The sequence below is a fragment of the Oceanospirillum linum genome, assembly GCF_001995095.2.
Taxonomy (GTDB): domain Bacteria; phylum Pseudomonadota; class Gammaproteobacteria; order Pseudomonadales; family Halomonadaceae; genus Oceanospirillum; species Oceanospirillum linum.
This window is the reverse complement of the sequence record NZ_MTSD02000001.1, coordinates 727,818-740,163: the sequence shown is the minus strand read 5'-3', so window position 1 is coordinate 740,163 and position 12,346 is coordinate 727,818. Positions and strand designations below refer to the sequence as shown.

The window sequence follows — 12,346 nt, the reverse complement described above, 5'->3', positions numbered from 1 at the left end:
TATATGAGTGGGAAATATGTCTCTGGATAAACGACACTTATGGTCGAGTGAAGAGATTGAAGCCTTTGAACGTTGGGAGATGCCAGATCTTACTGGTGTCTCCCTTCGTAGTTTGGGGCGGGGAAAAATCTCTGATGAAATCGTAGATGCAGAAGTAGCTGAAGAAGAGGTTGAGGAAGAAATTCAGCTGCCAACGCTTGAGGAAGTCGAGGCGATCCGAAAAGAAGCTTATGACGCAGCCTATGCTGAGGGTATGGAGCAAGGGCGTCATGATGGTTTTGAACGGGGGCGGGAAGATGGTTTTCTCAAGGGTAAGGCTGAGGGCTATGAGGAAGGTTCTGATAAAGGCTATGCGGATGGTCTGCAGCAAGGCGAGCGGGAGGTCAATGATGTTCTCTCTCGGTTAAACAGTATTCTTGCACTTCTGCATGAACCTATAGCGGTACAACACGAAGAATTAGAATCTGTTCTGTATGATCTTGTTACGCATCTCGTGACTATTATGACGCATAAAGAGCTAAGTATTGATTCATCTGTCGTTACTCAGATTATACAGGACTCCTTATCAGCACTACCGAGAAACAGTGACCGTATTCGTGTTTTTGTTAATCCCGATGATTATGAGGTTTCTCATGAGCAGGCCAGCCGCCAAATCGACCCCTGGCAGGTCTTTTCTGATGAAAGTGTTTCCAGAGGTGGATGTCGGGTTGAGACTCTTAGTTCTCTGATTGATAGCAGTGTAGAGACTCGCTTAGAGGACCTTCTGACCCAGGTTGTTGCGGAACGTTATGCTTCAGTGTCTTCTGTAGCTCAGCCTGAGGTTTCAGCTGAGGAACATGATGAACCCTCAGAGCCCGGGTCGCCCCCAACAGAGTAACTTTCAGCAGCCAGCGAGAATAATCAATGGATAATTTGGCAAAAAGGCTTAGCCAGTATAAGCCAGAGAAAAAACTTCAGCCTCGTATTCGGACCGAAGGTCGTCTGGTGCGTATGGTTGGGTTGACTCTTGAGGCTGTTGGTTGTGATATGCCCGTCGGCAGCTACTGTAATGTTGAAACCGCTGATGGAGGCTTTGTTGAAGCTGAGGTTGTGGGCTTTTCTTCTGATCGAACTTTTTTAATGCCGGTTGGGATGGCTGAAGGACTCAAGCCTGGTGGACGTGTAACACCGAATGAAAAAGCGTTGAATATCCCTGTTGGTCCAGGACTGTTGGGGCGGGTTCTGAATGGTATTGGCGAGCCATTGGATGGTCGGGGGCCGATTGCTGCTAAAGATACGACAAGCCTGCATGGGAAAATCATCAACCCCCTTGCCCGAAAACCTATTAAAGAGACACTTGATGTCGGCATAAAAGCGATTAATGCGCTTTTTACAGTTGGTCAGGGGCAGCGAATCGGTCTGTTTGCAGGCAGTGGTGTTGGTAAAAGTATGTTGCTGGGGATGATGACCCGGTTTACTGAGGCTGACATTATTGTTGTAGGCCTGGTTGGCGAGCGTGGACGAGAGGTAAAAGAGTTTATTGAGGAGATTCTGGGGCAGGAAGGGATGGCTCGCTCTGTAGTTGTAGCGTCGCCTGCTGATGATGCTCCTTTGATGCGCCTGCGGGCCGCCATGTTGACGACAAGCGTTGCGGAGTATTTTCGCGATCAGGGTAAGAAAGTTCTTTTACTCATGGATTCACTGACTCGTTTTGCACAGGCGCAACGTGAAATTGCTCTGGCTGTTGGTGAGCCGCCAGCTACCAAGGGTTATCCGCCCTCGGTGTTTGCTAAAATTCCTCAGTTGGTTGAGCGTGCGGGTAACGGAAATGAAGGTACGGGCGGCTCGATTACAGCTTTTTATACAGTTTTAACTGAAGGTGATGATCAGCAGGATCCAATCGCTGATGCCACGCGAGCTATTTTAGACGGTCATATTGTACTGTCCCGGCGCCTGGCTGAAGAAGGGCATTACCCTGCCATCGATGTAGAGGCTTCCATTAGTCGTGTCATGCCTCAGGTTGTTTCGGGTGATCACTTAAAATTGGCTTACTCCGTTAAGCAGCTCTATGCGCTTTATCAGCAGAATAAAGATCTGATCAGTGTAGGGGCTTATAGCTCCGGGGCTGATCCGGCTATTGATCAGGCCATCGCGTTAATGCCTGGTATTAAGCAATTCCTGCAGCAGGGATTGAAAGACAATGTTGATATTGTTTCAAGCTATCAGCAGATGTACCAAGCGCTGAATATGGCGCCTTCCGGCGCGACTGCTGAACAGGCTCAAGGGGCCGGTTAATGAAACGCTCAGAACGCCTAAAAAATATTATGACAATGGCCGAAAAAAAGGAGCGGGATGCTGTTAATGCTCTTGGTTATCTGAATACGAAGGTTTCTAATGAAGAGCTTAAGCAAAAACAACTGCTTGAGTATGAGTTGGAATATCATGAGAAGATTATTGAAACAGGCCGCACCGGGATTAATGGCGCTACTTTGCGTACCTACTTTGGCTTCATGGATAAGCTCAGCCATGCCGCTAACCAGCAAGTTGGCCATATCGCCGAGCTGGAACAGCAGGTTGATCAGGTTCAGCAGTATTGGTTTAAAGCTCGGGGTAAGCTGAGGGCGTTTGAAAGCCTGGTTGAAAGGGCTGAAGCACAGGAAGCTGCAGAAGCTGACAAGCTAGAGCAAAAGGCCTTGGATGAGTTTGCAGCTCTGGCATATCTTAGAAGAAAGTATTCTGACAAATGACTATGGCATGGTCTTTGCTGTATCTTCTTTAGAATTAAATAGAGAGGTTACAACATGGGTGTCAGTCAGTCACAGTCAGTTCTTGATCTACTACCCGCCTCAGGCTCCGCTGGTATTAAGCGGAATCAAAATAGTACTAACCAGGCTATGTTTGATGTTGCCTTAAAGAGTGCGTCTGCTGCCGTGCCTCAGGCCTCAGGGAATGAAACGCTTTCTAAACAGGATGTTGCTAGCAGTAAAGCAGAAGATAATGGCAAGTCTGTTCCGCAAAACGGCAAAGAGATTCCTGAAAAGGATGCTTGGTCTACCTCCGATAAAGCACCTCAGTCCAAGGTGGCATCAGGGCAGGCATCTGATGTAAATGAAAATAAAGCTTCAGATAGTGGTGCCTCATCGAATGGGGAGGACTCTTCTGAGGAAAGTGCGCTATCTGATGATAAACAGTCATCAGCTGATAATCATTCTTCTGATAGAAGCACTACTGCTGAGAATGACACAGCTGATGAGGATGCGGTCACTGCTTCGAGCCCGAAAGACGGTGCAGAAACTGAGGTCGTAGAGCAAGAGCAAGAGCAAGATACTGCAGATGATTTAACGCTTAAGCTGCTGTCTGAATCTGAGACAGATTCAGGTGCGATGGACGACTCTGTTGATGCTACTGTTTCAGAGCTACCCAATACCTTGTCAATCGAAGAAGCAGGCCTGGATCAATTAATACAAGATATCCAAAAAGGTGATTTGGATGCTTCGGTATTACTGTCCAAGCTGGAACAGACTTTGGATGCTGAGGGAGTATCTTTAGATGACATCAGGGATTTTCTGGAGAAGAATGAAATCCTGTCATCGTCAGAGTTTGATCAGCTTTTGAGCGATCCGGAAGAATTGATTGCGCTACTTCAGCAGCTTGTACAAAGTAATACTGAATTCAGTGCTTACCTTAAAGAGATGGGGGGGGCTGATATTATTGCTCGCCTTGCAGCGACATTTGATTCTCGCACCAATCAAACGTCTGCCCCAAGGTTTGCTGACGTTCTGAAAGCAGAAGGTACTGCTGTTCAGGAGGCTGGACGCCTTGTTAGCCAGCTGCTTCAGGAGCAGGGGGCAGGAAAGGATGCCGAGTCAGGTTTTGACAAAGATAAACTTTTTGAACAACTGCTGACTCAAAAAGGAAGTGAGAACTCTGGAAAAATTTCAGGGTTTGCAGGTTTGGTTCTAAAAGATGGGATGGGAAGTAGTGTCGGGCAAGGCTTATCCTTAGCTGCAGCCGGTTCAGGCGCTGTCTCCGGAGCAGAGAGTTTACAGGGTTTAGCTCAACGAGCCGGGGTTTCAGTCGCTACTCAGAATTTGCCGCAATTACCTGTTCTGAGAGGATTGCCAGGGCAACCAGGAGCCACTGAAGCTCTGAATGAACGCATTATGATGATGCGTTCAAAGGGAATACAGACCGCAGAAATTCGCTTAGATCCACCAGACCTCGGGAGTCTTGAGGTTCGTGTTCGTGTGTCGGGAGATACCACAACAATTCAGTTCCATAGCTCTAATTCTGGTGTAAGGGAAGCACTTGAAGCCCAAGTGAGTCGGCTGCGTGAGATGATGGAGAGTGCAGGGATAAATCTGGGGCAGGTTGATGTTTCTGATCAATCATTATCCGAGCGCCCGGATGACTCTTTTGCTTCTTCTGATACCGCATCCGGCGGTAATCGTGGCTCTGTTGGCGGTGATGACGAGACCCAGGAGGATGCTCTGCTTAGTAGTAAACAGCAATCAGCTTTAGGACTGGTTGACTACTTTGCTTAGGGCTTGCATTATCCTCAGTCGTAATTAGTTCATTAATTTTATATGGGCATTAATCAATTGAAAGCAAGAGGCTTGGAATGGAAGACTTAAACGAACAGAAGAAAAGCAATAAAAAAACAATCATCATTATTGTTACTGTTGTCTTGCTTTCTATTGCTGCGGCTGTTGGCGGAACGCTGTTTTTCTTAGGCAAGGTTCCGGGTTTGGGTGGTGCTGTTGAACAGGTAAGTGCTCCATCAGGGCCTCAAATCACTCCTAGCAATTCTGTATATTATGAAATGGAGCCTGCATTTGTGATTAACTTTAATGCCGGTAGAAAACAGCGTTTTATGCAGGTTTATGTTGCAGTGAAGGCTCAGACTGAAGATGCTGTAGCTCAGGTCTCTCAGCATGCACCTGTTATTCGCAATAATTTGAACCAGCTATTTGCCAAGCAGGACTTTGAAAGCATCCAAACCCCTGAAGGTAAGGAAGAGATGCGCCAGGCAGCTACACAGGCTGTTCAGGATGTTCTGGCAAAATATGGTAATGGTGAAACAATTGATCAGGTTCTGTTTACGAACTTGGTTATGCAGTAAGGACGGACTTTTTTATGCAGGACTTACTTTCTCAAGACGAAATTGACGTCCTTCTGCATGGTGTAGAGGATGACGAACTACCAGCCGGCGCAGATGATGACGCTGATGGCAGTGATGTCCAGTCATATGATATTACCAGTCAGGATCGTATTGTACGTGGGCGGATGCCTACGCTTGAGATGATTAACGAGCGTTTTGCACGTTATACACGAATCAGCTTATTCAACCTTCTTCGCCGCAGCTCTCACGTGACAGCTGGTGGCGTGCAGATTATGAAATTTGGTGAGTACGTACATACTTTATTCGTGCCTACCAGTCTTAATCTTGTGAAGATGCGGCCCTTAAGGGGATCAGCTCTTTTTGTTTTGGATGCGAAGCTGGTTTTTAAACTGGTTGATAACTTTTTTGGTGGTGATGGCCGTCATGCCAAGATCGAAGGGCGTGAATTTACACCAACAGAAATTCGTATTGTGCAAAAAGTACTGGAACAGGTATTTGTCGACCTGAAGGAAGCCTGGAGTACTGTTTTACCACTTAATTTTGAATATATTGGCTTTGAAGTTAACCCCTCTATGGCAAACATTGTGAGCCCTAGTGAGGTGGTCGTAGTCAGTACTTTCCATGTCGAGCTGGATGGTGGTGGTGGTGATATGCATATCACTATCCCCTACTCCATGATTGAGCCGGTTCGGGAAGAGCTGGACTCAGGTGTACAGAGTGATGTCGATGATGTCGATGAACGTTGGGTTCGTGCGTTGCGCCAGGATGTGATGGAAGCGAACATTCCCTTAAATGTTAAGGTGGTAGAGCGCCAGATCAACCTGGGCGAGATTATGGGGCTGGAGGCAGGAGATATTATTCCTGTTGAAATGCCGGAAAATGTAACCCTTCTTGCAAATAATGTCCCGACCTTCAAGTGTAAACTGGGGCGATCCGGTGAGAATTTAGCATTAAAAATTGTAGAGCAGGTTAAGCTGCAGCGATAACAACAGGACTGGCGGTGAGTTATGAGTGACGAAAATAATGAACTGAACCCCGAAGAGATGGGTGATGATTGGGCTGCGGCAATGGATGAGCAGGCTGATCCTGAATCAACAGATGACTGGGCTTCAGCAATGGATGAGCAAGGTGGTTCAGAGAGCGCAGGGGAAGACGAGTGGGCGGACGCCCTTTCGGAGCAGGAATCTGAAAATGATATCACGGAAGATGATATTGAATCTGCACCTCTGGAATATCTCGAAGATGACAGTGTTGCCAGTATGGATGATGATAATCCGAACCTGGATGTCATCATGGATATTCCTGTTACTATTGCGATGGAAGTCGGAAGCACTGAAATTGCGATTCGTAACTTACTGCAGTTGAACCAGGGCTCTGTTATTGAACTGGATCGTTTGGCTGGTGAGCCTCTCGATGTGAAGGTCAATGGCACTCTTATTGCTCATGGTGAGGTTGTGATGGTAAACGAAAAGTTTGGTATCCGACTGACTGACGTTGTGAGTCCATCAGAGCGTATTCGTAAGCTTCGTTAATGGTTTTTATCTTGCAAAATCTTAAGAATAAATTCATCGCTGAATGGAAGGTGTATGCCTTTTTGCTGGTGGGTATTCTGGGTTTCGGTTTGAGCTCGCAATTGCGGGCTCAAACTGTATCTGATACCGGGAAAGCACTGAATTCTGCGGAATCTACTGTTAGCGGTTCAGAGAAAACAGTGGGCTATAGTACGGGAAGTCCGGCCTCAGGTATTGAAGATGTTGCCTTGTCGCTGGCCATTGTCCTCATTCTTATTTTTGTACTGGCTTGGCTGGTTAAGCGTTTTGCTCCCGGAGCAGGTCGTGTAGGCTCCAAACATATGCAGGTGTTATCTACTTTGCCCTTAGAGGGTAAGGAGAGGCTTGTGTTGGTTGATATTGCAGGGACTCAAATGGTGCTCGGTATTTCTTCAGAGCGCGTAGAGTGTCTTCATGTATTTCCTGATGCCGTCATTAAGCTATCTGCAGATACCGGTGAAAACGCAAGTTTTGCAAATATATTGCAAGGCTTTAAAACGGGTAGGGAAAAGGGTTGATGTTAAGGATTTTATTACTTCTTACATTCGGTTTGTCATTTAGTGCGGGTGCTTACGCCGAGCCCGGAATCCCTGCGCTGACCCTGGTTACCGGGGAGGGTGGCTCTCAGAGTTATACGGTAACGATTCAGATTCTGGCCATTATGACGGCGCTGACCTTTATTCCGGCAGCTTTGATCATGATGACCTCATTCACCCGGATTATTATTGTTTTTGCTATTTTGCGCCAGGCGATAGGCTTGCAGCAGTCGCCATCAAATCAGATTTTAGTTGGCCTCGCATTGTTTCTGACTTTTTTTATTATGACCCCGGTTTGGGAAGAAGTTAATGTTAATGCTTTGCAGCCATACTTAGCTGAAGAGGTAACGGCTTTGGAAGCGGTTCAGTTGGCCCGGCAACCGGTAACTGAGTTTATGCTGGCTCAGACACGGGAAGACCATGTAGATCTTTTTGCCAGAATAGCCGGTTATGATGTTATTAAATCCACCGACGATATCCCTTTTAGTGTGCTTGTACCGGCCTTTATGACCAGTGAATTGAAAACGGCATTTCAGATCGGGTTTATTGTTTTTATTCCCTTTCTGGTGATCGACCTTGTTATTGCAAGTATTTTGATGGCTATGGGTATGATGATGCTGTCGCCGATTATTATCTCTCTGCCCTTTAAAATTATGCTTTTTGTTCTTATTGATGGCTGGGCTCTGGTGATGGGGACTTTGGCCTCAAGTTTTGGAGCCGGGTAGCTATGACTCCTTCCGTTGTTGTTGATATTCTGCGTGAAGCGATGTTTCTGATTATGCTCATCGTCGCTGTCATGGTTGTTCCCAGTTTACTTGTTGGTCTTGTTATCAGTGTGTTTCAGGCGGCAACCCAGATTAACGAGCAGACATTGAGCTTCCTGCCTCGTTTGTTTGCTACCTTGCTTGCGATTGTTATCGCTGGTCCCTGGATGGTGCGTTCTTTGGTTGAATTTGCTACGCGCCTTTACGCCAATATTCCCTTTCTTATAGGTTGATTCATGCCAGCTCAGATCACGGATGCAATGATCGTGCAGTGGGTGGCTGGTTTTCTTTGGCCTTTTTTTCGTGTGGCCGGTTTTTTCATGGCTGTGCCTCTGATCGGCTCTCAGACCTTACCTTCTAATATCCGTCTGCTTCTTTCACTGGTCGTAACCCTGGCTATCTTACCTATGGTGCCGGATGTCCCTCAGATTGATCTGATTTCTCTTGAGGCGTTTTTGGTGATCGCACAGCAGGTTTTGGTTGGTGTTGCTTTTGGTTTTGTTGTTCAGGTTGTTTACCAGGTTTTTGCACTGGCAGGGCAGATGTATGCAATGCAAGCAGGCCTTGGCTTCGCCTCTATGGCCGATCCGGCTAATGGGGTAAATACGACTGTTGTTGCCCAATTTCTTGTCATTGGGGCGAATTTGCTTTTTGTCACAATGAATGGTCATTTGGCACTAATTCAGATTCTGGCAGATAGCTTTCGTATGATACCCATCGGTTTTTCTGGCATCGATCGGGAGTTTTTCTGGGCGTTAGTCAACCTGGGGGGATGGATGTTTGCTTCCGCATTTCTGATTGTTATACCCGGCGTGACGGCGTTGCTTATGGTTCAGGCCGGGTTGGGTATTGTGACCAGAGCCGCACCTCAGTTGAATATTTTCTCATTAGGTTTTCCGTTTATGATGACGTTTAGCCTGCTGATTGCCTGGATAGGACTGACAACATTGACGCCTCATTTTGAGAATGTCTTTGAATTTGGATTATCGTTTCTTAACGACTGGATAGAGTCGAGGGCCTGATGGCAAAAGAGAACGAAGACGGACAGGAAAAAACAGAAGACCCCACCCCCAAACGAATTCAGGAGGCTCGCGAGAAAGGGGATGTACCCCGATCAAAAGACCTGAATACGATGCTGCTGACACTTGTTGCAGCGGCTGCTTTGCTAACACTGGGGCCTATTATTGCTGAAGCATTAAAAGATGTGTTTCGGTATAATTTTTCTATTGACAGAGTCGATCTGTTTGATACTCAGGGGATGTTTCGTCATCTGACGCATTCTGCTAAAGAAAGTTTGATGGGTATGTTGCCTACAATGGCTGTACTGGTTCTGGCGACGCTTATTGCACCCATCTCTTTGGGGGGGTGGAACTTCAGTACCAAGGCTCTGGCTCCCAAATTTAGTCGCCTGAACCCTATCGAGGGCATTAAGCGCCTATTTTCACTCAACTCTCTGGTTGAGCTTTTTAAGTCAATTGCTAAGGTCTCCGTTGTTGGCGTTTCAGCGGTTCTTGTTTTTTTAGCTTATCGAATGGAGTTACCTTATCTGGCCTGGATGGCACCTGAGTACGCCTTTGGCAGGATGGTTGAAATTTTGGCATGGGTTGCTATCTGGGTGAGTTCTTCGTTAATTCTGATCGTTCTTATTGACGTTCCTTTTCAGCTTCATCAGTACAACGAGAAGATGAGGATGACGTTGCAGGAAGTTAAAGATGAGATGAAGAATACAGAAGGTAAACCTGAGGTGAAAGGCCGAATCCGGCAGTTGCAACGGGAGATGGCAAACCGAAGGATGATGTCAGATGTGCCGCAGGCTGATGTTATTATTACCAACCCAACTCACTACGCGGTTGCTTTAAAATACGATGATGCAGGTGAAATAGGGGCACCGGAGTTGTTGGCCAAAGGTGGGGATGAGCTAGCAATGAAGATTCGTGAGATAGCAGAGGCAAATGACATACCTGTGTTACAAATCCCACCTCTTTCACGGGCGATTTATTACAGTACAGAAATTGGCGATGTTATACCCGAAGGACTTTATATGGCTGTTGCCCAGGTATTGGCCTATGTTTACCAATTAAAACAGTCTAAGAGTGGTAAAGCGGGTCATCCCGGAAAGGCTCCATCTCCTGAGATACCTTCTGAGTACAAAAAGTAAAGAAATTTAAGCAGTTGCTTAACGCTTTGACTGTTATAGTATTGTTGGTAGCATAGCCAAAAATTTTAATTGTAGAATGCCAGCAGACAAGGGCAATAATGGAACGTACTCAAATAATAGACAGGTTGAAAAGCTTGCCGTTGACGGGACTAGGGATTCCCGTACTTATCCTTGTGTTGCTTGGGATGATGACACTTCCTGTTCCGGTACTTTTGCTGGACATGTTGTTTACTTTTAATATTGCCCTATCAATTATTATTCTTTTAGTGGCTGTTTATTCTTTACGGCCATTAGATTTTGCCGTTTTCCCCACCATTCTTTTGGTCGCCACTCTTTTAAGGTTGGCATTGAATGTGGCATCCACACGTATTGTCCTGCTTAATGGTCATGAAGGCGGTGACGCTGCTGGTAAGGTGATTGAAGCTTTTGGGGCTGTTCTGATTGGCGGCAATTATGTTGTTGGTCTTGTGGTATTCCTTATCCTGATGATTATTAACTTTGTGGTAATCACCAAAGGTGCTGGACGTATTTCGGAAGTGAGCGCCCGTTTCACTCTGGACGCGATGCCGGGTAAACAGATGGCAATTGATGCAGATTTGAATGCAGGTCTGATTAATCAGGAAGAGGCAAAGCAGCGGCGAGCAGATGTTGCCAATGAAGCTGACTTTTATGGTGCAATGGATGGTGCCAGTAAGTTCGTCCGTGGTGATGCTGTTGCAGGTATTTTAATTCTGGTTATTAACGTAATCGGTGGTTTAGGCATCGGTATGATGCAGCATGATCTTGAGTTCTCTGACGCGCTTGAGAAGTATGTGCTTCTGACCATTGGTGATGGTCTGGTTGCTCAAATTCCGTCACTGCTGCTCTCTGTGGCGGCTGCTATTATGGTGACGCGTGTCAATAGTGATCAGAGTATCGGGCAGCAGGTTGGTGGGCAGATGTTTGCTACGCCTCAGGCCCTGACGGTTACCGCTATTATTTTGACGTTGATGGGTATTATTCCCGGTATGCCACACCTTGCATTCCTGGGGCTGGCAGCAGCAGCTGGCTTAGGGGCGTATGGGATTAAGTATTATACTGAGAAAAAAGTTGCCTATGAGCTTGCTTCTAAGCAAAAGGCTCCAGATATGCCTTTGCCCGATGAAGCGGCTGTTAATCAGAAAGAGCTGGGTTGGAGTGATGTTCCTATGATAGACCTTTTAGGTCTTGAAGTGGGTTACCGCCTAATTCCTCTGGTGGATAAGAACCAGGGGGGGCAGCTGTTAGGGCGTATTAAGGGTATTCGTAAAAAATTATCTCAGGAGCTGGGGTTCCTGGTGCCATCTGTTCATATTCGGGATAATTTGGAGCTTTCTCCGACAATTTACCGTATTCTGCTGAAAGGCGTTGTCGTTGCCGAGGCTGAGGTCTATCCCGATCGTGAGATGGCTATTAATCCCGGTCAGGTTTTTGGGGAAATCTCGGGTATTGAAGGTAAAGATCCTGCCTTTGGTTTGGATGCGGTCTGGGTTGAGGCTCAGGAGCGAGATGAGGCTCAGGCTTTAGGGTATACGGTTGTTGATTCTAGTACCGTTATTGCAACTCAGTTGAATCAGATTATGCAGAATTATGCCCATGAGTTAATTGGGCATGATGATATTCAGCATCTGATGGATGCGCTTTCCAGTCATTCTCCGAAACTTGCGGAACAGCTTGTGCCGGATTGCGTTAGTTTGAATCAGTTACTGAAAATTATTCAGAGCTTGTTACAGGAAAGTGTTTCTATCCGGGATTTCAGGACAATTGCGCAGTCATTGATTGAGACGGCTCAGTCAACCCGGGATATTGGGCAGATGACTTCTGCTGTTCGTATAGCCTTATCCCGGTCTATTGTTCAGTCTATTTGCGGGCCTAGTACTGATCTCCCTGTTATTACTCTTGAACCGCAGTTGGAACAGATTTTGCTTCAGTCAGTGCAGCAGGCAGCGCAATCAAATGTTGATGATAATCTGATTCTGGAGCCGGCAATGGCTGAAAGGTTGCAGCAATCGCTGGCTGAGGTATCACAGCAACAAGAGATGATGGGTAATCCAGCGGTATTAGTAGTGGCTGCACCGATACGGCAAGTCCTTGCCAGATTTGTCCGATACAGTGCCCAATCTGTTCATGTTCTTTCATATCAGGAAATTCCTGATAATAAACAGATCACTATTGTCGCTACTGTAGGACAGCAATAAACTTGTCTTTTATGTGGTTGG

Annotated in this window: 13 protein-coding genes; all 13 read left to right on the top strand. The window is 46.5% G+C overall.

What is annotated here, in order from left to right; translation table 11 throughout:
- Nucleotides 1–16 precede the first annotated feature (16 nt).
- Nucleotides 17–877 (top strand): flagellar assembly protein FliH, encoded by an 861-nt coding sequence (locus BTA35_RS03505; protein WP_077243012.1) that lies wholly within the window; start codon nucleotides 17–19, stop codon nucleotides 875–877.
- 26 nt (nucleotides 878–903) lie between these two features.
- Nucleotides 904–2,274 carry a flagellar protein export ATPase FliI gene (fliI, locus tag BTA35_RS03500; RefSeq protein WP_077243011.1) on the top strand — a complete coding sequence of 457 codons (1,371 nt, stop codon included), beginning with the start codon at nucleotides 904–906 and terminating at the stop codon, nucleotides 2,272–2,274.
- The gene (gene fliJ, locus BTA35_RS03495; RefSeq protein WP_077243010.1) at nucleotides 2,274–2,726 is read left to right on the top strand and encodes a flagellar export protein FliJ; all 453 of its coding nucleotides are present in this window, start codon (nucleotides 2,274–2,276) and stop codon (nucleotides 2,724–2,726) included. The genes fliI and fliJ overlap by 1 nt, the downstream gene beginning before the upstream one ends.
- A 54-nt stretch (nucleotides 2,727–2,780) precedes the next feature.
- Entirely contained in the window at nucleotides 2,781–4,523 is a 1,743-nt protein-coding gene (locus tag BTA35_RS03490; RefSeq protein WP_077243009.1) for a flagellar hook-length control protein FliK, read from the top strand.
- 77 nt (nucleotides 4,524–4,600) lie between these two features.
- Nucleotides 4,601–5,101 (top strand): flagellar basal body-associated FliL family protein, encoded by a 501-nt coding sequence (locus tag BTA35_RS03485; protein ID WP_077243008.1) that lies wholly within the window; start codon nucleotides 4,601–4,603, stop codon nucleotides 5,099–5,101.
- 14 nt (nucleotides 5,102–5,115) lie between these two features.
- Complete coding sequence (fliM, locus tag BTA35_RS03480; protein WP_077243007.1) at nucleotides 5,116–6,087, top strand: flagellar motor switch protein FliM; 972 nt, start codon at nucleotides 5,116–5,118, stop codon at nucleotides 6,085–6,087.
- Between the two features lie 21 nt (nucleotides 6,088–6,108).
- Nucleotides 6,109–6,633, top strand: a complete 525-nt coding sequence (fliN, locus tag BTA35_RS03475) for a flagellar motor switch protein FliN (protein ID WP_103989655.1) — start codon at nucleotides 6,109–6,111, stop codon at nucleotides 6,631–6,633.
- Nucleotides 6,633–7,169 carry a flagellar biosynthetic protein FliO gene (gene fliO, locus BTA35_RS03470; protein ID WP_077243006.1) on the top strand — a complete coding sequence of 179 codons (537 nt, stop codon included), beginning with the start codon at nucleotides 6,633–6,635 and terminating at the stop codon, nucleotides 7,167–7,169. Before fliN ends, fliO begins: the two co-directional genes overlap by 1 nt.
- Nucleotides 7,169–7,912: a flagellar type III secretion system pore protein FliP gene (gene fliP / locus BTA35_RS03465; protein WP_077243005.1), complete on the top strand. Its 744-nt coding sequence runs from the start codon at nucleotides 7,169–7,171 to the stop codon at nucleotides 7,910–7,912. The genes fliO and fliP overlap by 1 nt, the downstream gene beginning before the upstream one ends.
- A gap of 2 nt (nucleotides 7,913–7,914) precedes the next feature.
- The gene (gene fliQ / locus BTA35_RS03460) at nucleotides 7,915–8,184 is read left to right on the top strand and encodes a flagellar biosynthesis protein FliQ (protein ID WP_077243004.1); all 270 of its coding nucleotides are present in this window, start codon (nucleotides 7,915–7,917) and stop codon (nucleotides 8,182–8,184) included.
- A 3-nt stretch (nucleotides 8,185–8,187) separates the two neighbouring features.
- Complete coding sequence (fliR, locus tag BTA35_RS03455; protein WP_103989654.1) at nucleotides 8,188–8,973, top strand: flagellar biosynthetic protein FliR; 786 nt, start codon at nucleotides 8,188–8,190, stop codon at nucleotides 8,971–8,973.
- Nucleotides 8,973–10,109 (top strand): flagellar biosynthesis protein FlhB, encoded by a 1,137-nt coding sequence (gene flhB / locus BTA35_RS03450; RefSeq protein WP_077243003.1) that lies wholly within the window; start codon nucleotides 8,973–8,975, stop codon nucleotides 10,107–10,109. Before fliR ends, flhB begins: the two co-directional genes overlap by 1 nt.
- Nucleotides 10,110–10,207: 98 nt before the next feature.
- Nucleotides 10,208–12,325 (top strand): flagellar biosynthesis protein FlhA, encoded by a 2,118-nt coding sequence (flhA, locus tag BTA35_RS03445; protein WP_077243002.1) that lies wholly within the window; start codon nucleotides 10,208–10,210, stop codon nucleotides 12,323–12,325.
- Nucleotides 12,326–12,346 lie beyond the last annotated feature (21 nt).